A 23,361-nucleotide genomic window follows, 5' to 3' on the forward strand; every position below is an offset into this window, starting at 1 on the left:
TTAAACCGTCTCGTCCTGACGTGCAAGACTTGTTCGGCAGGGCCTTTAGCCGTGCTTACAGCGCCCAAAACCCCGGCCTGTTTTGTGAAATTTTTACGACACTGCTGATCGCTGGTTGCTGTTTTTCTATTATTTCGATATTTCATGAAATATGATAAATGAGACGACTGACAAACTGGCCACCCTGGGTCACCCGCAACGCTTGATGGTGTTTCGCATGCTCATGCGACGATATCCTGACACTGTTCCAGCGGGTGAGCTCGCATCCGAGCTGGATATCAAACCCAGCACCCTGTCGAATTACCTGAACGCGCTGCAACGCGCGGGGCTGGTGCGGCAGGAACGGTCAGGGACGTCGCTGCTCTATTCGATCGAGATGACGAATGTGCAGCACATGCTGGACTTCTTGCTGAACGATTGCTGCAGGGGCCGGCCCGATATCTGTATGCCGTTTTCACAAGGACCCGAGACTATGCCGGATCGCAAATATAACGTTTTGTTTTTATGCGTGGGCAATTCCGCCCGCTCGATCTTTGCCGAATCCATTCTGCGCACGTTGGGAGGGGATCGCTTCAACGTCTACTCGGCCGGAACGCAGCCCACATCGCAGCTCAACCCATTTGCCGTTCAGGTACTGAGCGACAAAGGGCACGACACCTCAGTTCTGCGGTCTAAGCATATGTCTGAATTTGCAGCCGATGGCGCGCCCGAGATGGATTTTGTCTTCACCGTCTGCAATCAGGCCGCCAATGAGGAGTGCCCCGCCTGGGAAGGCCAGCCAATCAGCGGTCATTGGGGCATGGTCGACCCGGTCAAAGCCACAGGCACGGACGCGGAAAAAAGCCTGGCCTTCCAGAACGCCTATGGCGCGCTGAAACGACGGATCGAGGCGTTTACGTCATTGCCGGTCGAAAGCCTGGACCGGATCGCTTTGCAGACCGCCGTCGATGATATCGGCAGAACCCCCGTTGAGGATATAAAATGACCACTTACGCGGTAAACGGCCTTGGCCGGATGGGCAAACTGGCCCTGAAACCTCTGATCGAGAAGGGCGCCAAGATCGCTTGGATCAATGATGGCGTCGGCGACCCCGAGATGCACGCGCACCTGCTGGAATTCGACACGGTCCATGGCCGCTGGGATGCGGAGTTTACCCATAATGCCGACAGCGTGACGATCAATGGAACGCGCCTGCCGTTCGTTGGCACCAAAGACCTGTCCGACCTGCCTCTGGACGGTGTGGATGTAGTGATCGACTGCACCGGCGTGTTCAAGACCGAAGCCAAGCTGGCCCCCTATTTTGACGCAGGGGTGAAGAAGGTTGTCGTCTCGGCCCCGGTCAAGGACGGCCCCACGGCCAATATCGTGATGGGCGTGAATGAAAGCACTTATGACCCCGCCACCCATCACATTGTGACCGCAGCCTCCTGCACCACCAACTGTCTGGCCCCGGTTGTCAAAGTTATCCATGACAATCTGGGTATCCGACATGGCTCGATGACCACGATCCACGATGTGACCAACACGCAAACCATCGTGGACCGCCCCGCCAAAGACCTGCGGCGTGCGCGGTCGGCATTGAACTCGCTGATCCCGACCACGACTGGCTCGGCCACGGCGATCACGCTGATCTACCCTGAACTCAAAGGCCGTTTGAACGGACATGCGGTGCGGGTGCCCCTGCTGAACGCCTCGCTGACCGATTGCGTGTTCGAGGTGGAACGTGAAACCACCGTCGAAGAGGTCAACGCCCTCTTCAAAGCCGCCGCCGAGGGTGAGCTTAAAGGCATTCTGGGTTATGAGACCCGACCATTGGTGTCGACGGACTACACCAATGACGAACGATCTTCGATTGTCGATGCGCCCTCGACCATGGTGGTGAACGGGACGCAGATAAAGATCTATGCGTGGTATGACAACGAAGTGGGCTATGCGCACCGTCTGGTGGATGTGGCGCTGATGGTGGGGAACGCGCTGTGAGCAACCGGCCCGAGGGACTGTCGGCCTATATCGCGGTCACGGCGGCCTATTGGGCCTTTATGCTGACCGACGGAGCCCTGCGGATGTTGGTGCTGTTGCACTTTCATACCATAGGGTTCTCGCCGGTTCAGTTGGCTTATCTATTTGTTCTGTACGAAGTCGCCGGAATGGTGACCAATCTGTCAGCGGGTTGGATTGCGGCGCGCTTCGGCCTGACCTCAACGCTCTATGCGGGTTTGGGGATTCAGATCGCAGCACTGCTGACGATGACGTTTTTGGACCCGCACTGGAGCGTTGTCACCTCAGTCGCCTTCGTGATGGCCGTGCAAGGTGCCAGCGGCGTGGCCAAGGATCTGGCCAAAATGTCGTCGAAATCCGCCGTCAAATTGCTCGCTCCCACGTCGGGCGGAGGGTTGTTTCGCTGGGTTGCCATCCTCACCGGATCCAAAAACGCGGTCAAAGGGGTGGGCTTTTTGCTTGGCGCGATCATGCTGGTCACACTGGGCTTTATGACAGCGATCTTTGCCATGGCCGCTGTTCTGGCCGTGATCCTGTTCGCCGTCATTCGTTTTATGCCGCCCGGCCTACCCAAAGGGCGCAAAGGAGCCAAGTTCTCCGAGGTCTTCTCGAAATCGCCCAACGTCAACTGGCTATCGGCGGCGCGGGTCTTTCTGTTTGGCGCACGCGATGTGTGGTTTGTGGTCGGCATACCGATATACTTTTACGCCGTCCTGTCGGATGGCACGGAAGAAGGCAACCGCGCGGCCTTTTTCATGATCGGTACGTTCATGGCCGTCTGGGTCATACTGTACGGCGCGGTCCAAGCCAGCGCGCCGAAAATCCTGCGGGCCGCGGACCGTACCGAGGGCGACTTGATAAAAGCCGCCCGCACCTGGGCTGCTGTCCTGTTCTGCATTCCTGCGACGCTGACGGTCGCGGTACTGATCTCGGACGGACCGCAAACATGGCTAACCGTGACGCTGGTTTTGGGTCTTTTGGTTTTCGGAGCGATCTTTGCAGTGAACTCGTCCCTGCATTCCTACTTGATTCTGGCCTTCACCAAATCCGAGCGGGTCACCATGGACGTCGGCTTTTACTATATGGCCAATGCCACAGGACGCCTTGTGGGCACCGTCCTATCCGGCCTTACCTACCAAGTCGGAGGCTTACCTTTAGTCCTGGGCACAGCCGCCGCAATGGTCGCGCTTGCAGCGTTGACATCCGGCAAGCTGACCGACCAAACCCACGAGGCACATGCATGAGCGTCTTTGAAAGATACCTGACCATCTGGGTTGCGCTGGCGATGATCGGCGGCGTCTTGATCGGACTCGCCGCGCCCGGGCTGGTGGGCCTGGTCGCCTCGGCCGAGGTGGCAAGCGTCAATCTGGTTGTCGCGGTGCTGATCTGGGCCATGGTCTACCCAATGATGGTCGGAGTCGATTTCGGAGCCGTAGCCGGCGTTGCCCGCCAACCCAAGGGACTGATCGTGACGCTCGTGGTGAACTGGTTGATCAAACCCTTCACCATGGCCCTCTTGGCTGTATTGTTTTTTAACTACGTTTTCGCCCCGTGGATACGCCCCGAGGACGCCGCGCAATATACCGCCGGTCTGATCCTGCTGGGTGCAGCGCCCTGTACGGCGATGGTGTTCGTCTGGTCGCAACTGACCAAGGGGGACGCGACCTATACACTGGTGCAGGTCTCGGTCAACGACCTGATCATGGTGGTGGCGTTTGCCCCTATTGTGGCGTTTCTGTTGGGGGTCACTGATATCGCGGTTCCTTGGCAAACACTGGTTCTGGCGACGGTGCTCTATGTTGTTTTGCCCTTGATCGCAGGGTTGATCACACGACGTGGACTAGGCTCTAAACAAGCGATTGAGGCGTTCTCGGCCCGCGTAAAGCCGTGGTCCGTCCTGGGGTTGATTGCCACGGTCGTCATCCTGTTCGGCCTGCAAGGACAGACAATCCTGGCCAAGCCGCTTGTGATTGTCCTGATTGCAGTACCGATCCTGATCCAGAGCTATGGCATATTCGCCCTGGCCTATGGCGCAGCTTACGCGCTGAAGGTTCCGCATCGTATCGCCGCCCCGTGCGCCATGATCGGCACATCCAATTTCTTCGAACTGGCTGTCGCAGTCGCCATCAGCCTGTTTGGCCTGAACTCAGGGGCGGCGCTTGCGACCGTTGTTGGCGTTTTGGTCGAGGTTCCGGTGATGCTGTCGCTTGTGGCCTTCGCGAACAGAACCCGCTCCCGGTTCCCCGAACCTACACCGTCCTGAACTCAGAGAACCGTCACAAAGAACGGCTTTAGTTTCTCTCCTGCCGCAATCGCGGACAACGCGGATTTGGCTGCGTCCAGAGACTCGCGGATTGTGACGTCCATATCCAGATAGCGATAGGTGCCGAGGCGGCCGACAAACGTGACATTTTCCGCCTTGTTGGCCAGCTCGACATAATCACCCAGCAGCGCCTTTTCCTTGACCTGACGGATAGGGTAATAGGGAATGTCGTCCGGTTCGGCCGCACGCGAGAATTCTCGGTAACACACGGAACCGTCATGCGTTTCCCACGGCGCGAAATGCTTGTGCTCGGTAATCCGGGTATATGGGACCTCTTCCTCACCGTAGTTCATGACAGCACACCCCTGATAGTCACCATCATATGTGAAGCGTTCGAAATCCAGCGTGCGATACCCCAGCCGGCCCAGCTCATAGTCGAAATACCCGTCCAGCGGCCCCGAATAGAAAACGTGGTCAAAGTCATCGACCATACTGCGGTCGAATGCCGTGCCCAGCTTCACAGTGATCAAGGGATGATCCAGAATACCCGCAATCATATCGGTGTATCCGTTTTCCGGCATACCCTGGAACTTGTGGAAAAAGTAATTGTCGTCGTAGTTGAAGCGAACAGGCAAGCGTTTCAGGATAGAGGCGGGCAGTTCGGACGGGTGACAGCCCCACTGCTTGATGGTGTAGCCCTTGAAGAACGCCTCATAAAGGTCCTGACCAACAAACCGCATCGCCTGTTCTTCAAAGCTCTGAGGGTCGGTGATCGAAGTGTCCGCCTGCTCCTCGGTGATGAACTTATGTGCTTCGTCCGGGCGCATCGTCTTGCCAAAGAACTGGTTGATCGTATGCAGGTTCACCGGCAGCGAAAACACCTGACCCTTCGAGGTCGTCTTGACCCGGTTCTTGTAGGGCAGGAAATTGGCGTAGCTGTTGACGTAGTTCCACACTTCTTCGTCGTCCGTGTGAAAGATGTGCGGGCCGTATACGTGTACCATCACGCCTGTATCCGCATCGCGCTCGGTGTGGCAGTTGCCCCCTATGTGGTCGCGACTGTCGATGATTGTGATTTCATGCCCTTGTTCGGCAAGTTCACGTCCAATCACCGCGCCAGAAAGCCCGGCCCCTACCATCAGAAATCGACCTTTGTTCATCTATTTACCTTCGTGCTTCGGTGAAATCGTGCTCATGTCGAGCGGCTTGATCAACTGTCGCCTAGCGATTTTGAATATGCCTGACCGCGCCTCGGCCTTGCTGCGAAAGGCGTTCAACACGGACATCCAGCCACGGCACATCCACCAACCCAACTTCAACCGCCCCGAGATGGGTTGTCCGCCCCGCAAGATACCCGCAAACACGATCGGAACCGTGCGTCGTGACAAATCGAACATCTCTTTCAGTACGGCCTCTTCTTCTTCTGAGCTGAGATTACCAGAAGCCGCCATCGCCGCCTTCAGGTTTTTCCCGACGGGGCGGGTGTGATGCATTGCGATCTCGTCCAGAATGGCTGTCCTGAATGCACCGGCCTCGGCCCAACGACACCAGATATAGTCCAGCCCGTAGCCGCTCATGGTGCTCTGAAACAGGGGCAGTGCCTTCTGCAGCACATCGCGGTGCATACAAGGGGCCATAATCTCGATGTAGTTTGTGTATCTCAGAACAAAGCCCGGACACTGGCTGAATACGAAATGCGAAAAATAGCTTTCTGAACTCAACGATGGCTGAGCAATGCGAAGACCATAATGCCGCATCGCGGCGAACATGGCATTGACGTCCTGCGCACTGATGTCCAGATCGTCATCAGGCAACCAGAAATAGTCGTAACCCTCAAGGTTCCGATCAATAAGCGTTTGGTACAAACCGTCCCACTTGCCGCCTTTCAGCAGGACCGCCTCAACCCCGTCCTCTGCGACAAAGCTGTTATAGGCTTCGTCGGAAAAGAAGCTGACGATCAGGTCATAGTCGCGATCTTCATAGGGGATTTGGCACCATCGGTGGTGCAATGACTTGCTGCCTGCACGGACAACGACGAGGCTTTTCTTCATACGTGGCTTCGGACCTTGTTCCCGGCGCGCAACAATGGGTCTAACCCTTCGATTCTGTCAGGATTCAAAGGGTGGCTTAGCCTGCCGTGCGTATATTTGGCCTGATAAACGAGGTTGCGCGCGAACCTGAGCAGAGGCGACCCCGGTTTCATTTTTTTACGACAATGGTCGATCGAACTATCAAGTGCTTCGCGCTCAGAGATCATCGGAGCGGCCAGCGTAAGTATCGGCACCCTGTGCTCCCAGTAGAACTTCAGGTCGATATCAACAGGCCGGGCAATCGGAGCATCAATTTCAAGCAGCTGCGCTGCGGCCCTGCGGCCGATGATATACCCCGTTGTTCGAGGTGGCAGGCGATCAGATAGGACCAGATCTTGGTCCGCAAATTCCTTAAGGAATTGCACGTTTTTCCCCGGAACTCCGTCCAGTTTTATCATCACGCCTTCGAAGCACTCAGAACATTCGTGCATCGCATCCAGAAACGATCTTGGATCCTGCACAAATGTCGCGTCATCTTCGAGCACCAGCCAAACAGGGTCACCAGAATCTACCAGTTTTTGCCAGATCTGACGGTGGCCCAGCGTACAGGCAACTTCGTTCAGGCTGAGCGGGCGCTTGAATTTTGCACGATTTTCATTCGTGTCGTAAATCTGATGCAGATTTGGCGTATCGAGCTTATGTCCAGGGATAGCATCCAAAAACTCAAACGTGACGCCAAACTTCGCAAGTTCCGCTTCGCAGAATCGTCTACGTTGAACATCTTTCGGCAAACTGAGAATAACAGCTCTTATAGACACGGTTCTATTCCACTCAAATACGCGGCCTTATTAGTGGCCGCAAGCTGCAACAACAACTGCACAAATTGACAGATTCAGCAGAAGGATCAGAACAGCCAGCCTCTGGCAAATATCCGCCTACCACCACACTCTTTACGCGAATTGCGAGTAACGCTCCTCAATACCGGTTTGTACTCACTAACACATAACTGTATCACAATATTAACACTTTTAAACTGATCCCGATCAACTCGTGTTTTTTTTGCGCAACATCACGCCCAAATTGGACATTTCCCGCCATTCACTTGCCGATCAGCCAGACCACTACTATGACGCGACGGCTTTCTCGACACACCTGCCCTCTATCAAGTTGTCACGCCTTACAGTCCGCTCTTTTGACAGGACAGAATATAGGTTATCTGAGCGAGCGCATGGTTTCACGATCTGGAGAACGCAATGATTAAGCGTGCCTGGGACAATTGGCGATCTGGCTATATGGGCCGCCTCCTCAGCGAGAGTTTCTATGCGCAGGGTGGCCTGTATGCAGTCGCGATCGTCGCGATGATCGCGGTGGCGGTAACAACCGCTGGGTCAGCTTATATGATGGAATTTATCATTGACGCTATGACCAGCCCGGAATTGCGGAGCTGGGCCCACATAATAGCCTTGGGTGTCATCGGGTTGTTTTTAGTCAAGGCCGTGGCGTCTTATGTACAAGCCGTCTACCTAGCCCGCGCGGGAAATCGAATTGTCGCTGCACAGCAGGATCGGGTGTATCGAAAACTGCTGACTCACGGCATTTCGTTTTTTGCGTCAAACGAATCCTCAGACCTTTTGATGCGCACAACCCACGGGGCGCAGGCGGCAAGGCAATTGATTGATGTCATCGTGACTGGCTTTGTGCGCGATACCCTCACTCTTATCGGCCTTATAATCGTGATGGTCTATCAGCAACCTGTACTATCGGGCATGTTCTTTATTGTTGGTCCGGTTGCGTTGTTGGGTGTGAGATATCTGCTAAAAAGCGTGCGCTCGATCATGCAAGCAGAATTCAAGTCTCTGGCCGAGATCATTCGAGTTTTGCAAGAAACGTCCGCTGGCATCAAAGTCATCAAGGTTTTCTCGTTGGAAGACAGGATGATAAACCGAATGGACACTGCGATCCGCAAAGTCGAAAACCGTTCGAATGACATCGCAAAACTTCAATCTATCGCCAGCCCACTGATGGAGTTTCTTGCAGGTCTTGCCGTGGCCGGTGTTCTGGTGGTCAGCACTATGGGCATTGCAGGCAGCGAACAACCGACTGCTGGCCAGTTAATGTCATTCATCACAGCCCTTCTGATGGCGTATGAGCCCGCGAAAAGGTTGTCCAAAATGCGCGTTCAGATCGAGACATGCCTGGTTGGTGTTGGCTTGCTTTTTGGTCTTCTGGATCAAGAAGATACAATGAAAGAAAGCCCCGACGCCCGTGACCTTTTAGAGGGTCCTGGCGATATTTTTCTGCGCAACGTCACCTTCGGTTACAACGGCGCCATGCCGGTTATTGAAGAGATGAACGTCAACTTCGAAGCCAAGAAGACCACAGCTTTAGTCGGGCAATCGGGCGGCGGCAAGTCAACTATTTTCGGCTTGATCATGCGGTTCTATGACCCCGAGGACGGCAGCGTAGAAATAGATGGACAAGATCTGCGTCATGTCAGCTATGCATCGCTCAGAAGAAAGATTTCGTATGTAGGACAGGACACCTTTCTGTTTTCCACAACAGTTATGGAAAATCTGCGTTGCTCGGCCCCCGAAGCAACCGATGAAGAGGTCATAGCCGCGGCAAGGGCTGCCCATGCGCATGATTTCATCACTGAATTGACCGATGGTTATGAAACACAGGTCGGCGAGAACGGAACATTCCTGTCCGGTGGGCAAAAACAACGTATAGCGATTGCTCGCGCAATACTGCGCAAAGCCGAGATTCTGCTTTTGGATGAAGCAACAAGCGCACTGGATGCAGAATCCGAATCATTGGTTAAAGCCGCTTTGGATTCGCTGACCGAAGACGTGACCGTTATTGTGATCGCACACCGACTCTCTACGATTCTTGAGGCGGACAAAATCATGGTTGTTCAGGATGGAGCGGTGATCGAACAAGGAAATCTTGAGCAGTTGATGGAAAAGAACGGCAGCTTCCGCAGCCTATTCGATCAACAATTCAAAACGCACGGAACCGAAAAACAAAAAAGCGAAGTAGAATCTTGAAAAACACGAACTTCAACACGAGAGAAGGCTTTTGACGGTGCCCGCAAATATCCAGTGGACCGATTGGCTGTGCTGCAATACCCCCAAGACCAAACGCTGTTTGGCGGATACATAGAAGAACATTTCGAATTTAGGACTCTGGCATGAACAACACTTTTACAGGTTGGAGAGAACTGTGGCTGGCAAGTGGAGAAATCCGACTCAACACCACTTTCTCTCTTTCCATGAAGAACGACGGCACGTTCATTACTTTTCAGCGAAAAAACGAAACTGCCGCCGCCACGATAAGAGTTGAGAACGGCAAGCTTTCTGTTTCGCAGCAACAAGACGGCGGGAATTGGGTGAAATTGATCAATTCGATCAAGCTTAAAGGCAAAGACAGTACTACGATCCAATTGCAACGCACCCCAGAGGGCCTCAAGCTATCGGGTGACGATATCGACGGTTCAGTTGAGATTCCTGTCGAATTGTCCAAGGTTGGTAAAGTCTGCGGATCCGGAGAAATTTGGAATTTCAGTTTCGAAGAAGCCACGTCAAAGCTGGTCACAACAGCTTTGCAGCGTGTTGTTCGCGAAGTCGCTGAATTTCCCGAAGGCCATCTTACAAAGCGTCAGGATGATCTGATCTACGATTTTGGGATGCACTCGGGAAGCGATACTGAATTCTATCTTGCTAAGGGGTTCCGAGTGGTCGCAATCGAAGCCAACCCCCAGATCGCCGAACGCAACGCAACCCGGTTTGCAGAGGAAATCAACGACGGACGCCTCGTCTTGCTAAACTTGGGCGTTGCTGAAGAAAACGGATTGTTGCTTTTTCACGTGTCGTTGGTGAACTCGGAACAGAGTTCATTCGACAAAGACATGGCTTTGCGGTTGGGGCCAGTCGAATCATGTGAGATCAAAACCGTGAATCCAGCACATATCTGGCCAAGTTTCGGTGTGCCCTATTACGCCAAGATCGACATCGAAGGATTCGACGGCACCGTGATCGACTCGATCGGTGACCTGACGGAAAAACCAACATATGTCAGCTTTGAATCCGGTTTTGACGACTGGTCGGATCGCGTAGCGACATTGTCCCGAGCTGGCTATAGCAGCTTTAAGGTGGTCGATCAGATGAGTGTCTCCGGCAGCTCCGCGCTTGAGCCCGCGCGCGAGGGCAAGACTGTGAAGTACACATTTCTTGGCCCGTCGAGCGGACCATTCGGAGAGGAAACTCCTGGCGAATGGGTTTCTGAAAAAAGTATTCAGCGCGAAATCGACAATCTAAGGACCCAGAATCCGGAAAACACCGGTTGGATAGATATTCATGCCAAAATTGGAATGTCTACACGAATTAAATCTCGTCTCCGTGGATTGCTGCCATAGTACTCGCGTATTCCACAAACAGAATCCTGCTTACAAGAAAAGTGTCCACATGGAATTCTCGATCACTGGTTGCTCGGACAAGAAAATCAGCGGAATTAGTGCCGCTGACCGAAACCAATTCAAAACAGACGTTCTCAAAAACAAGTCCGGCCCAACCCCCGAACTTAGTGTCATTATTCCCTCGTATAACTGTGCGACCACTTTGCCAGAAACGTTGCATTCAGTTTTTGCTGCAGCAGGAAATCTGACAATCGAAGTGATTGTCGTCAATGACGGCAGCTCAGATGAGACCGCAGATATCGCGGGCGCAATACTTTCCGAATGCAACACAAGTTGGATGGTTCTGAATCGCCCAAACGGGGGCCTGTCTGCCGCTAGAAACACCGGCCGCGAAGTAGCAACCGCACCCTACATCGCCTATCTTGACGGCGACGATCTGATGGCCCCCAAAGCCTACGAACGAATGGTTCGCTATGCGGAAAAATTTGATTGTGCTCAGGTCTTTTCCCGCTCGGTTGCGTTTTCCGACACAACTTTGGCTGTTCGTCCCTTTTACGACAGCGAAATCTGGGACAGCATTCTGGGCGGTCTGCAGCATAGACAGTTTTGCCCGCAGGTTGAACCAAGAGTATTCCGCACAGAACCAAAGACATGCGCACGAATCTGGAAACGTGCGTATGTCGAGGAACATGATCTTAGTTTCCCAGAAGGACGTCTGTTCGAAGACGTTGGCATCCACTCGGTGGCATTGGCAATTGGCGGGCGCGTGGGGATCCTCAACGAAATCGGGCTGCTTTATCGTGAAGGACGCTCAGGGGCGATTACGCAAAGCAAAAGCGAAGGGCGGCTTGACGTCCTGAGCAACGTCTCGGACGCTTTGGATCATCCTGCGATCCAAGACCTGAACGATGAGTGCGGTCGCAACCTGCTTGCCGGTTACATGCGCATCATAAATTGGTGTCGGCAGTCTATTGCGGTTCACTTGCGCCACAAGTTTTTAGCTGCCCAACCCAGCCTTCACAGAAAGTTTCCAAAGAAGTGGGTCCGGAAACTGGCGTTGTCCGACAAGGAAACTGCGCGGTTGATCGCAAAAGGGCTTATTGGGGACGGATCGATAAAGTCCGCGCTTGATGGCCTACCCCTTGCTTGGAAGATTTCGCGTCCTCTAAGCCTGCGCCGGAAACGTTATGGCCTGCCATGGACGCAGTACCGAACGGTTGGTTTCAACGCGCCCGAACTTGCAACTGACGCATTTTCAAAACACGCGTTTTGGGATTGGGGCATAGGCTGGGCGACAACACCTGTTGACGGTACAGCGGTTTTCATCGACGCCGGCGGAACAGATGGTGCCCTTCGTTTCGCCAAAGACCGGCCAAAGTCTCGCGTCATACTCGTTTGTCGCAATGAACAACGGCGAGATGCACTTGCCGCCAAGGCCCGGACCGCGAATGTGGCGAACTTGACCATATTCGACGACGTGGCATCCGCAGCGCCTGAGTTGGGCAGATGGAAAAGGATTAATTTTCTGTATGTAAGATCGCTGGACGATCTTTCTTTTTTGGAGACGTTCAATACGTCAAGCGGCACCTCGTTACCCGCACCCGAATATGTCTGCGGGACATTTAGTGACTTGGACATTGACCCTGTCGATTTGCAGCGGGCAATGCAGTCATTCAGCTCTGCATTTTGCATGAGCGGTCAAAGCGGCTTGCTGGTCTCGGGTAGGTCAAGGCCGCCTGAAATGCCAGAAGTCAGTGTCGTCGTTCCAGTCTATAACGTCGAAGAGTATCTTGACGAATGTGTTGAATCGTTAAGTAATCAAACGCTGCAGAATCGTGAGATTTTGCTGGTCAATGACGGGGCTACCGACAGGTCCCCTGAGATTTGTAATGCTTGGGCAAAGCGCGACCCGACCGTCAGGGTAATCAACAAGGAAAATGGCGGCTGTGCATCTTCCCGGATGCAGGGCATGGTCGAGGCAAAGGGTGAATACGTCACTTTTGTCGACTCGGACGACTGGATGGAGCAAAGTGCTCTGGACGATTTGTATCGCCTGACCGTTTTATCAAACGCTGATGTTGTTGAAGGTGATTGGCGCTTTGCTTATCCCAACAATCGTTTCGAACACGAACTGCCATTGGAATCCAACAGCCGCTGGCCCGGTCCGGGCGGCATTGACTATCGAAGTAGTGCCAACGGTATTCTTGGTCGCCCAACAATATGGCGGCGGCTCTACAAGAAAGCATTTCTGGACGCGCATCAGATCGAATTTGAGGTAAAGGCCCGACGATTTGACGATCTGCCGTTTCAGTTTCACGCGCTAAGCGAAATAGTTAACGTACCATATGTTCCAAAGGTAATTCTAAATTACCGACAGGAACGCGAAGGCCAGGACGTTGCGATCAGTGATGACCGCCTTTTCATCCACTTCCCTTTGTTGGAAACTGTTCGCAACATAGCCCTGAACTCCGCAGAGCGCGGGACTTACGTTAACTACCTGCGTGTTCAGCTAAACACTCATCTTTGGGGTTTGGAGAAAATCGACCCTGAGTTTATCGACGAGTATCGCCAATGGGCCGCTCTTGATTTGTTTGGCCCGCACCAGATTTGGTCAAACCTCAAACTGTTCTTTTGGTTCCGGCGCAAGCGCAAAGACGCCAAGGGCGATATTCGTAAGCTCTACTGGGCGTATCTAACCGGCAAAGCAGCAAAAACCTTGCCCGGATACGGCGACGTGAGATAAATTTCCAAAGGGCTCAACACCCTTTGGTCTACTGCAACCTATCGCAAGGCTTGCATATTATCTGCCCGAGATGACCCTATCCGGCAGAGCCTGCTTTCTATTCAAAAAGGTGCCGCGTTTTCCCACTTGAGTTGGGCTTTCGTGGCCTCTGCGACACGACATTGGGGCGGAATAAACCAAACCGGCAAGAATTGATTTGATCACCCGTAGACTTTGTATCAAAGGGAGATTATCGCCTTGAAATTGACAACTTTGGCGTGAATTTGTTGAACTATTAAACGACAAGCTCTTGAGGCCTGATATGACCGTATCCATTCCGACCCCAAATATCTCTTCTCCTCTCAGCGCCATTCAAGGAAACGTGGCGTATGGAGACGGCAACCCAAATACGGTCACGACAATTACATACAACTTTGACCAATACGCGGGGTCGCAAGCTTGGACCAGCGCGTACAAAGATGACTTCCGGGCTGCACTGGCGATTTTTGAATCCGTTGCAAACATCCAGTTTGTCGAGGTCAACGACTGGCGAGACGCGGATATTTACGAAGTCATATCCCCATCCTCAAACCCGAATTTCTTCGACTCGCCCAATATCCTCGGCTACCATGTAACACCGTTCAACGGCCCCTCTGAGGGGGCATTCAATACAGATTTCTGGACGGCTGGTCCTGGCGGAAACGGGGATCCAGGAGGGTTCTTTTTTACTACCCTGTTGCACGAACTGGGCCATGCGCTTGGGCTGGGCCATCCGCATGACGGTGGCTTGGGGACGACCGTCATGTCCGGCGTAACGTCACCGTTTAACTCCTTTGGTACAGGTAACCTGAACCAAGGTATCTTTACCGTCATGTCCTATAACGACGGCTGGACACAGGTAAACGGAATACTGCCAGCCAATTCAGCCTGGGGAGGGTCGACTGGCTTGGGCGCTCTTGATATCGCGGCACTGCAGGCAATGTATGGCGCGAATACCTCCTATAACTCGGGCACGAACAGCTACAATCTGGCGTCGTTCAATTCATCTGGCGTCGGGTATCAGGCAATCTGGGACACCGGCGGAATTGATACGATCCGACACACCGGCAGCGCAGCAGCCACAATCGACCTGCGTCCGGCGACGCTGGGCTACGATAATCTGGGTGGTGGTGCCGTTTCATATGTCCAGGGCGTAGACGGTGGTTTCACCATCGCAGCCGGAGTCGTGATTGAAAACGCCTCGGGTGGATCGGGCAACGACATCATCATTGGGAACACCGCCCAGAATGTTCTGAACGGAAACGGTGGAAACGACACAATCTACTCGGTGTCAGACGGCACCAACAACAATACAATCCGCGGTGGCTTTGGACAGGATATCATTCACCTTGCCAATGGCAGTGGCGCAGACACTGTCTATGGCAATGAAGATAACGACGTTGCAATCGTAGTCAACAATACTGGGTCATTCGAGGGCGGAGAAGGCTGGGACACCGTCCGGTTTGCCAGCGCTGTAAACACCTACCTGTTCCTGAACAATGGCAGCTCCTACACTATCTTCAATGTAGTGACCCGCGCTTCATTTACGGTCATGAACGACGTCGAAGGATTCGAGTTCTCTTGGGGCACCCAGCAATATACATTGCCACAGATTTCGGCAGCGACGCAAATCTTTGACATCGAAACGACCGGCACCACCCTGCAGCACGCGGCACACGGGATTTATCTGGTTGGGGGTAGCAGCAGCAATATCGCAGTGACCAACAATGGTGCGATTGTAGGCGCGTTTTCGATCGTTGGATGGAGCGCGATTCAAACGCAGGCGAATGAATTCGGCGGCTTTGGTCTTCTTTGGCAAAACACAGGAGGCGCCTATCACGAATGGGCGTTAAACGATCAGGGCCAGAGAGTCAGCGGGCGCGACATTACAAACGTAGTTGATGTCGAAGTTTTCTACGGCACAGACCTCAACAATGACGGCACAGTCGGCCACAAGGTCACCCTGATCGAAGACGATGGATCGACAACCCTGTCATCCTCGACCCAAGGCATGTACCTGATCAACGGCAGCACCGAAATCCTGCAAAACGGGGCACCCGTCGGCCCGAATTCAATCCCGGGCTGGAGCGCCATCCAGGCCGAAGCAGCAAACGGTGGGTACAACGTTCTGTGGCAGAACGTGAACGGTGACTACTATGAGTGGATCCTGAACGGTCAGGGCGCGCTTATCGGCGGAAGCGTTGTGGGCAACGTGATCGATGTAGAAGTATTCTACGGAGCGGATATCAACAACGACGGAACCACTGGTCATTTCACCACCTTGATCGAAGACGATGGATCGACAACACTGTCATCCTCGACCCAAGGCATGTACCTGATCAACGGCAGCACCGAAATCCTGCAAAACGGGGCACCCGTCGGCCCGAATTCAATCCCGGGCTGGAGCGCCATCCAGGCCGAAGCAGCAAACGGTGGGTACAACGTTCTGTGGCAGAACGTGAACGGTGACTACTATGAGTGGATCCTGAACGGTCAGGGCGCGCTTATCGGCGGAAGCGTTGTGGGCAACGTGATCGATGTAGAAGTATTCTACGGAGCGGATATCAACAACGACGGAACCACTGGTCATTTCACCACCCTGATCGAAGACGATGGATCGACAACCCTGTCATCCTCGACCCAAGGCATGTACCTGATCAACGGCAGCACCGAAATCCTGCAAAACGGGGCACCCGTCGGCCCGAATTCAATCCCGGGCTGGAGCGCCATCCAGGCCGAAGCAGCAAACGGTGGGTACAACGTTCTGTGGCAGAACGTGAACGGTGACTACTATGAGTGGATCCTGAACGGTCAGGGCGCGCTTATCGGCGGAAGCGTTGTGGGCAACGTGATCGATGTAGAAGTATTCTACGGAGCGGATATCAACAACGACGGAACCACTGGTCATTTCACCACCCTGATCGAAGACGATGGATCGACAACCCTGTCATCCTCGACCCAAGGCATGTACCTGATCAACGGCAGCACCGAAATTTTTCTGAACGGCGCTGTGGTTGGTCCAGACACCATCGCAGGCTGGAGCGCAATTCACGCCGAAGCCACGGGCAACGGCTACCGCGTGCTTTGGGAAAACGATAGCCGCGAGTTTTATGAGTGGACCCTGAATAGTCAGGGCGAGCTTGTCGGCGGAGGCGGCATTCCTGATGTCGCTGATGTTGAAGTCTTTTATGGTGCCGATATCGATGGCAGCGGCACAACCGGGACAGGATTGCCAAGGTTGAATTCGTCTGTCAGTGAAAGGGTTATCAATCCGCTTTTGGAAGGCGCTGCAGAAGACGAATTCCAGTTCTCGTTCTCGGCGGCAGATGCGGAAACTGTGGAAGGCAGCGCCGCTGATGGCGATCACTTCCTCAAACTTACTGGAAACGTGATTTTGAGCGCCGAAAACCTCTGGGATGCGATGCCCGATCTCGGGGACCAAATTGAAAGAAGCCCTATCGAGCTATTTTTGCATGAGGACGACGTCTTCCTGTTCTGAATGCCGCCGGCGTATACGTGTGGTCGAGACGGCGTTGCAATTCATGTTTTGCAACGCCACTCCCGAGAAAACACCAAATTACTCAGACAGTGCGTTCCCAGCGCGGTTCGCTTGGCTTTGGGCAATCAATAATGTGGTTTGCATCACATGATCTGTGAGCGCCAACAAAGAAACGTTTCGTAAACTGGCGACCCCGGCAGGATTCGAACCTGCAACCTGCCCCTTAGGAGGGGGCTGCTCTATCCAGTTGAGCCACGGGGCCGCGCAAGGCTCTCTGTACCCCGGATTTTTCAGGTTGTCATGACCTTTGATGGGCAGTTGTAAAATGCGTCCTGTTCACGCTACCATCCCATAAAACAACGACGCAGGTGCCATCGTGACAACAGAAACCAAACGCCCGCTCACTCTTCGGGATGTCTCTGAGGCCTCGGGGGTGTCCGAGATGACGGTCAGCCGCGTCCTGCGCAACCGGGGTGACGTGTCGGACGCCACCCGCACCCGCGTTTTGGCTGCCGCAAAAGAACTGGGATATGTGCCCAACAAAATCGCCGGCGCGCTGGCTTCAAGCCGGGTTAATCTGGTCGCGGTGATCATCCCTTCCCTTTCAAACATGGTGTTCCCCGAGGTGCTGACCGGCATCAACCAAGTATTGGAAGATACCGAATTGCAGCCCGTGGTCGGCGTTACCGACTACCTTCCCGAGAAAGAGGAAAAGGTACTGTACGAGATGCTCTCGTGGCGGCCATCAGGTGTGATCATCGCGGGGCTGGAACATACCGAGGCCGCGCGTGCCATGCTGGACTCCTCGGGGATTCCAGTGGTCGAGATCATGGATACTGATGGCAAACCCGTGGATGCAATGGTTGGCATTTCGCACCGCCGCGCCGGACGCGAGATGGCGCAGGCAATCCTGAAGGCGGGGTACGAGCATATCGGGTTTATGGGCACCAAGATGCCGCTGGATCACCGCGCCCGCAAACGGTTCGAAGGCTTCACCGAAGTGCTGGGTAAACACGGGGTCGAAATTGAAGACCGCGAGTTCTATTCCGGCGGGTCAGCCCTGGCCAAGGGGCGTGAGATGACGCAGGCCATGCTGGAACGCTCTCCGGATCTGGATTTTCTGTATTATTCCAATGATATGATTGGTGCCGGAGGGCTGCTGTACCTGCTGGAGCAAGGTATCGACGTGCCCGGACAGATTGGTCTTGCCGGGTTCAACAACGTTGAACTGTTGCAGGGTCTGCCGCGCAAGCTGGCCACGATGGATGCCTGTCGCCTTGAGATCGGACGCAAAGCCGCCGAGATCATAGCCGCCCAACTGGCCGATCCCGAGGCTGAATTAGAGTCTCGCGTTACCCTGACGCCGAAAATCAGCTATGGTGACACGCTGAAACGGCGCTGACGCCGTGGCTATTCAAAAGCTAGACAATCGCACAGCCCGATTGCTGTTCATGGACCGTCATGCATTGGCGGAACAGCCTTCAGGGGGTGCCAAAGGGGCGGAGCTGCTGGATCTGATCCATCGGCTGGGTTTTGTTCAACTGGACAGTATCAACACGGTCGCGCGAGCCCATGATATGATCCTGTTCTCACGCAGGCCCAGCTACCGCGCGCAAAACCTAAAGCGCCTTTATGAACGCGACCACGCGTTGTTCGAACACTGGACCCATGATGCCGCCGTTATTCCGATGGAATTCTACCGACACTGGCATCTGCGCTTTCAACGCGATGCTGAACTGCTGAAATCCCGGTGGAAGAATTGGCGACGCGATGGCTTCGAGCAGCAGTTCCAAACCGTTCTGAATCATATTCGTGATCATGGCCCTGTGTCGTCATCCGATGTCGGGAAGGACGAAAAGAAGGGCTCGGGTGGGTGGTGGGACTGGCACCCTTCAAAAACCGCGCTTGAATTTCTCTGGCGATCTGGCGCGTTGACGGTTGTCGGACGACGCGGGTTCCAAAAACGATACGACCTGACGGAACGGGTGATCGACACGCATCTTTGCCCCGGCGGTGCAGATATTGATGCGCCGGAAACAGTGAATTGGCTTTGTAACGCAGCCCTCGACAGGCTGGGGTTCGCCACATCCGGTGAGCTGGCAGCATTCTGGGACACAGTTAGCGCAACAGAGGCGCGAGAATGGGTAAAGCAGGCTCTAAGGCAGGGTGAAATTGAGGAAATCGAAATCACATGTGCGGATGGGCAGACCCGCAAATTGGTTTCAAAACCGGTCTTGGCCGACACCAAGCCCCAGGCAGCCCCGCCGGGTCGCATTCGCGTGCTCAGCCCCTTTGACCCCATGCTGCGTGATCGAAACCGGGCCGAGCGATTGTTCGGATTTCACTATCGTATCGAAGTCTTCGTCCCCGAAGCGAAGCGTACCTATGGGTACTACGTCTTCCCGCTGCTTGAAGGCGACCGGCTTATTGGCCGGATTGACATGAAGGCTCATCGCGATCGGGGCGTTCTGCAAGTCAGTGCGGTGTGGCCAGAACGCTCGGTCAAATGGTCCACGGCGCGGACAGGTCGTGTGACCTCGGAGTTGGACCGGGTCCGCAGGTTCGCAGGACTGGATCGCGTGGAGTTTTCTATGGACTGGCTGAAAGAGCCTAAATAGAGGCTATTCAGGATCTGACAGCATCAAAGAGATTGGCTGCAACCCATCTATTCCACCCTCAAGAACGTCTCCGGGCGCAAGCGCCCCCACTCCGGCCGGTGTACCGGTCAGGATTATGTCTCCGGGTCGCAGATGGTAGTATCCGGAAAGGTGACTGATGATCTCATCAATCTTCCAGTTCAGTTCGTGCAAGGTCGCATCTTGCCGAACGTCCCCGTTCACGCTGAGAAAAATGCGTTTGTCATCCTCGGGCATCCAGCCCGAGCCGCGCGTCAGCGGGGCAAGAACGGTGCCATTTTCAAGGTCCTTGCCCAGATCCCAAGGGCGTTGCTTGTTACGCTCGCGGATCTGCAAATCCCGACGGGTCATGTCCAGAGCACAGCCATAGGCGTAGACTGCATCTGCGGCCTCGGCAGGTTTGGCCTTGAAAACGGTCTTTCCGAGCGCGACTGCCAATTCCATCTCATGATGAAAATTCTCGGTTCCGGACGGAAACGGCACGGTCGCACCGGACAGCACGGCATTAGCTGCCGATTTGGTGAAATAGAACGGCGCTTCGCGGTCAACCTCGTGGCCCATTTCCGCGGCATGGGCTGCATAATTGCGTCCGACACAGAAAATGCGACCGACGGGGTAAAAGGACGACTCCCCGTGGATCGGTACCTCGATCGGGTCTGGCAAGGAAAACAATGTATCAGACATCTTTGGCCCCTTCTTGCAACGCACTGGGCGCATCCTAAGGATACACCCGGTCTGAACAAGCCAAAGCGACGTCCTGACCCGGGTTACTTTGTAGCCCTACATCTTGGAATGACAGATCGAAGCACTAAATCAAAGGTTGCAGACAACAAACAGACGTTGAATTGCACCCAGACCATTCGTGCCCGCCCAAAGCCCCACGATAGGGCGGATTGCACAAAAGACCGGGTGCACCTGTTTCAGAGAACCGCGGTCGTGGCCCGCCCCCCAAGGGTCGCAACTTTCGCAATGTCGCCTCATTTCAGGTTGGCTGGTCCTCTGAAGCGTCGGTCGGACACAAAATACAAGGCTAAGTCCGACTCTCCCGCCAGGGGACACCAATCACCGCCTCTGGCGGGGCGCAGAGTAACCTCTCAGGTTTTGAGATCATAAAGATCGTTCAGAAGGTCCAGCAGTGTCTCATGCCTTTTGGGGCCCAATTGCGACTTTATCTCATCCGCCAGCCGGACTGTGACGTCGATATTGTCGCGGATGATCTGCTCACCCGTTGGCATGATCTCGACAATCTGTCGGCGCTTGTCGATTGGATGGGCACTGCGCCGGATCAGTCCCTTAACCTCGAGCTTTTGCAAAATCCGTGTCAGGCTGGGCAACAACAGACACGCCCGGTCTGCAATCACCGTGGGCTCTTGTGGACCTTCCTCGTTCAGAACACGCAACACACGCCATTGCTGCTCGGTTACGCCGGCGTCTGCCAACATCTTCCGAATAGGGCCCATGACCCGTTCGCGGGCCCGAAGCAACGCAATCGGCAACGAGCGGGATGTCGATGGCAGGTCTTTGGTCATACGGAATCTTGACCGAAATCCAATAAGACTGCAACAGCGCGGAAAACCCCTTATTCAGAGCCTTGTTGTCCAGATTTGCCCGCAGCACCTTCGAAACCAATGCCAAATCTGATTGACCTTTTCCCCCGAATGGCCATCACTGTCAGGCGTTTCCACCACCGCCTTGGAGGCCCCGCGATGCCAGCCCCTGTAAACACATTCAAAGAAGCTCTGGCCAATGGAGATCGCTTGATCGGCTGCTGGACCAGCTTCGCCGAAAGCGTCACCGCTGAAATCATGGGAACCGCTGGCTTCGACTGGCTGGTAATCGACGGAGAGCATGCGCCTAACGATATCCGCTCGGTTCGTGACCAGCTTATGGCCTTGTCGGCCAGTGCCACACATCCGGTTGTTCGGGTGCCCGTCGGAGACACCGCGCTGATCAAAATGGTATTGGACGCCGGGGCCCAAACAATTTTGGTTCCCATGGTCAACAGCGCAGATCAAGCGCGCGAACTGGTGCGCGCCTGCCGTTATCCACCCGAAGGGGTCCGCGGCGTCGGTGCTGGCGCCGCGCGGGCGACCGGGTACGGTTCTTTCTCCGATTACATCCAGACGGCAGATGCGCAAGTCTGCCTATTGGTTCAGGTCGAAAACCGTGCCGGTATCGCCGCGCTTGATGATATTTTGAAAGTCGATGGCGTCGATGGCGTTTTTATCGGTCCAGCGGACTTGTCGACGGATATGGGATACCAGGGCAACAGCGCGGCGCCGGAGGTTCGCGAAACCATTGCCGACGCAATCAGCCGAATCAAAAAAGCCGGCAAGGCCCCCGGAATTCTGGGCACTCATGAAGAGGCGACACAAAGCTACCTTGAGATGGGCGCACAGTTTCTGGCTGTTGGAATCGACGTCATGATCCTGACGCAGGCGGCGCGCGCATTGGTGACGAAGTGGAAGACCCGGTAACGATCAGCTCTGCATCGCCGCAGCGGCCTGCGCATAGCCACCTGACGCGCCATCAACGAAATGCACGTGGTCATCGCGGGTAGCTGAAGGCACAAAACAGGTCATCATCGCCTCGTCCTGTGCGTGCAAGCCATAACGCACCTTGCCGCGCCCGCGCGCTTGTTCCAGCATCATCTGAATTTGCGCCAACGTCGCAGGATCGCAATCCAGCGTCATTTTAAGCCCGTCGTCGAACTTTCGATAATCCGCATTCCGGCTGACCATCCGTTTATAGTGGTCCGGCTCAAAGTTACCCAGCCGTTTGCCGGACCGAAACAGCAATGCGATCAGCAAATTCTGTACCAACAGTTTGAGCATTTGACCAAAGACGCTGCCTCCGGCGCGCGAGACATGGGCATCAATGCTCAGACCAGGTGGCGGCCATCCGATTGGTGGGCCGTTTTCCGGTACCGGATGACCCGCGCGCTCCAACCCTTCGGCTGCAGACAGAACCGATTGGGCGAGGTCGGCAAAATCCGCCTCGGTGGCGTGCGGCGTGGGTTCCACGACCAGCGAAACGATCTGCCCATGCTGCGCCTTAACGTTGGACCACCGACAGGACAGACCGGTAAGATCAGGGCGTACACCGGGGTCGGCTTCGGGCACCATAAAGCGACCGGCCTTCATCTGTGTTTCCGCCCAAGCAAGCCCCCCGCCCGAGAACATCGCATAGTCGACCCCGTCCGATGGTGCGAAACGGGCGACGCGCAGGTCTTTGCCCGCCTTGCGGATTTCGGCCACCGTCACCAATGCTGCGCGCAGCGGAATGGAAAACTCTTCCTCGGCCCAGCGCCTCATGGCGGCCAGAACCTCGCGAGCCGCTTCGGCCGCACTGGCCGGCACAGCAAAGCCTGCGCCGTCACCACCGAACACATAAGGAAACTCGCGCCCGCTCATGGCGTTGATCATCGCTGAAATGACCGCCGCCCCGACGGTATTGACCGTTTTGTAGCGTCCCTGCGCGATCTGCCCGGTCGAGTCGACAATGTCCGCAACACCAACGACCCAGTCACTGGGAATGGCCGAAAACCGCTGAGGGTCGGCCAAACGGGTAAAGTCCCGCAGCAAGGGCAGGCTGTCGTAAAACGCGACCTGAGCGTCCTTCATAATAACCTCTTGTCGAAATTATCCCTGAGCATAGCCCGATTGTGGCACCTGTCCCGCGAAATCGTCATTACACACATGCTTGTGTGCGGAGTCCTGCCGTGCCAAGCATAGCCGGTTAGCCGCGGGGGAGAGAGTCA

At 54.8% G+C, this 23,361-nt stretch carries 17 protein-coding genes, 1 tRNA gene and 1 pseudogene; 12 read left to right on the top strand and 7 right to left on the bottom strand.

Annotation, left to right across the window (positions count from 1 at the left end; translation table 11 throughout):
- The first annotated feature begins 151 nt into the window (after nt 1–151).
- Genes ACR3EG_RS19205 through arsB form a run of 4 tightly spaced genes read left to right on the top strand, consistent with a single transcriptional unit; the run spans nt 152 to nt 4,261 of the window.
- Nucleotides 152–985, top strand: a complete 834-nt coding sequence (locus ACR3EG_RS19205) for an arsenate reductase/protein-tyrosine-phosphatase family protein (protein ID WP_480496975.1) — start codon at nt 152–154, stop codon at nt 983–985.
- Nucleotides 982–1,980, top strand: coding sequence for an ArsJ-associated glyceraldehyde-3-phosphate dehydrogenase (locus ACR3EG_RS19210; RefSeq protein ID WP_480496974.1), 999 nt, complete (start codon nt 982–984; stop codon nt 1,978–1,980). Before ACR3EG_RS19205 ends, ACR3EG_RS19210 begins: the two co-directional genes overlap by 4 nt.
- Nucleotides 1,977–3,242 (top strand): organoarsenical effux MFS transporter ArsJ, encoded by a 1,266-nt coding sequence (gene arsJ / locus ACR3EG_RS19215; protein ID WP_480496973.1) that lies wholly within the window; start codon nt 1,977–1,979, stop codon nt 3,240–3,242. Before ACR3EG_RS19210 ends, arsJ begins: the two co-directional genes overlap by 4 nt.
- Nucleotides 3,239–4,261 (top strand): ACR3 family arsenite efflux transporter, encoded by a 1,023-nt coding sequence (arsB, locus tag ACR3EG_RS19220; protein ID WP_480496972.1) that lies wholly within the window; start codon nt 3,239–3,241, stop codon nt 4,259–4,261. The genes arsJ and arsB overlap by 4 nt, the downstream gene beginning before the upstream one ends.
- A 2-nt stretch (nt 4,262–4,263) precedes the next feature.
- Here the strand turns inward: arsB and glf are convergent, their stop codons facing one another.
- The 3 genes from glf to ACR3EG_RS19235 are packed head-to-tail and all read right to left on the bottom strand — an operon-like array spanning nt 4,264 to nt 7,109.
- Complete coding sequence (glf, locus tag ACR3EG_RS19225; protein WP_480496971.1) at nt 4,264–5,421, bottom strand: UDP-galactopyranose mutase; 1,158 nt, start codon at nt 5,419–5,421, stop codon at nt 4,264–4,266.
- Nucleotides 5,422–6,312, bottom strand: coding sequence for a hypothetical protein (locus ACR3EG_RS19230; RefSeq protein WP_480496970.1), 891 nt, complete (start codon nt 6,310–6,312; stop codon nt 5,422–5,424).
- Nucleotides 6,309–7,109, bottom strand: a complete 801-nt coding sequence (locus ACR3EG_RS19235) for a glycosyltransferase family 25 protein (protein ID WP_480496969.1) — start codon at nt 7,107–7,109, stop codon at nt 6,309–6,311. Before ACR3EG_RS19235 ends, ACR3EG_RS19230 begins: the two co-directional genes overlap by 4 nt.
- A gap of 435 nt (nt 7,110–7,544) precedes the next feature.
- On the opposite strand from ACR3EG_RS19235, the gene ACR3EG_RS19240 reads away from it, so the two are divergent.
- The 5 genes and pseudogenes from ACR3EG_RS19240 to ACR3EG_RS19260 all read left to right on the top strand — a co-directional run bounded on the left by ACR3EG_RS19240 (nt 7,545) and on the right by ACR3EG_RS19260 (nt 16,965).
- Nucleotides 7,545–9,338, top strand: coding sequence for an ABC transporter ATP-binding protein (locus ACR3EG_RS19240; RefSeq protein ID WP_480496968.1), 1,794 nt, complete (start codon nt 7,545–7,547; stop codon nt 9,336–9,338).
- Nucleotides 9,339–9,481: 143 nt separating this feature from the next.
- The gene (locus ACR3EG_RS19245) at nt 9,482–10,705 is read left to right on the top strand and encodes an FkbM family methyltransferase (protein WP_480496967.1); all 1,224 of its coding nucleotides are present in this window, start codon (nt 9,482–9,484) and stop codon (nt 10,703–10,705) included.
- A gap of 49 nt (nt 10,706–10,754) precedes the next feature.
- Nucleotides 10,755–11,243: pseudogene (locus ACR3EG_RS19250) on the top strand (glycosyltransferase family 2 protein); the annotation flags it as partial.
- Between the two features lie 210 nt (nt 11,244–11,453).
- A complete protein-coding gene (locus ACR3EG_RS19255) occupies nt 11,454–13,448 on the top strand; it encodes a glycosyltransferase family 2 protein (protein WP_480497156.1) in 1,995 nt (664 codons plus the stop codon).
- 301 nt (nt 13,449–13,749) lie between these two features.
- Nucleotides 13,750–16,965 carry a matrixin family metalloprotease gene (locus tag ACR3EG_RS19260; RefSeq protein WP_480947498.1) on the top strand — a complete coding sequence of 1,072 codons (3,216 nt, stop codon included), beginning with the start codon at nt 13,750–13,752 and terminating at the stop codon, nt 16,963–16,965.
- A 185-nt stretch (nt 16,966–17,150) separates the two neighbouring features.
- Here ACR3EG_RS19260 and ACR3EG_RS19265 read toward each other — a convergent pair.
- Nucleotides 17,151–17,227, bottom strand: a tRNA-Arg gene (locus tag ACR3EG_RS19265).
- A 114-nt stretch (nt 17,228–17,341) separates the two neighbouring features.
- Here ACR3EG_RS19265 and ACR3EG_RS19270 point away from each other — a divergent pair.
- Together ACR3EG_RS19270 and ACR3EG_RS19275 are read left to right on the top strand one after the other, a co-directional pair.
- Nucleotides 17,342–18,367 carry a LacI family DNA-binding transcriptional regulator gene (locus ACR3EG_RS19270; protein WP_170755452.1) on the top strand — a complete coding sequence of 342 codons (1,026 nt, stop codon included), beginning with the start codon at nt 17,342–17,344 and terminating at the stop codon, nt 18,365–18,367.
- Between the two features lie 4 nt (nt 18,368–18,371).
- Nucleotides 18,372–19,583, top strand: a complete 1,212-nt coding sequence (locus ACR3EG_RS19275; RefSeq protein WP_480498212.1) for a winged helix-turn-helix domain-containing protein — start codon at nt 18,372–18,374, stop codon at nt 19,581–19,583.
- Between the two features lie 3 nt (nt 19,584–19,586).
- Here the strand turns inward: ACR3EG_RS19275 and ACR3EG_RS19280 are convergent, their stop codons facing one another.
- Both ACR3EG_RS19280 and hpaR read right to left on the bottom strand, forming a co-directional pair.
- Complete coding sequence (locus ACR3EG_RS19280; RefSeq protein WP_480498210.1) at nt 19,587–20,285, bottom strand: fumarylacetoacetate hydrolase family protein; 699 nt, start codon at nt 20,283–20,285, stop codon at nt 19,587–19,589.
- Between the two features lie 410 nt (nt 20,286–20,695).
- Entirely contained in the window at nt 20,696–21,130 is a 435-nt protein-coding gene (hpaR, locus tag ACR3EG_RS19285) for a homoprotocatechuate degradation operon regulator HpaR (protein ID WP_170355688.1), read from the bottom strand.
- 177 nt (nt 21,131–21,307) lie between these two features.
- On the opposite strand from hpaR, the gene ACR3EG_RS19290 reads away from it, so the two are divergent.
- Nucleotides 21,308–22,078: an HpcH/HpaI aldolase family protein gene (locus tag ACR3EG_RS19290; RefSeq protein ID WP_480498208.1), complete on the top strand. Its 771-nt coding sequence runs from the start codon at nt 21,308–21,310 to the stop codon at nt 22,076–22,078.
- 3 nt (nt 22,079–22,081) lie between these two features.
- Here ACR3EG_RS19290 and ACR3EG_RS19295 read toward each other — a convergent pair whose 3' ends face one another.
- Nucleotides 22,082–23,224 (bottom strand): DUF3095 domain-containing protein, encoded by a 1,143-nt coding sequence (locus ACR3EG_RS19295; RefSeq protein ID WP_480498206.1) that lies wholly within the window; start codon nt 23,222–23,224, stop codon nt 22,082–22,084.
- Between the last annotated feature and the right edge of the window lie 137 nt (nt 23,225–23,361).

Source organism: Ruegeria sp. AM7, assembly GCF_056535965.1.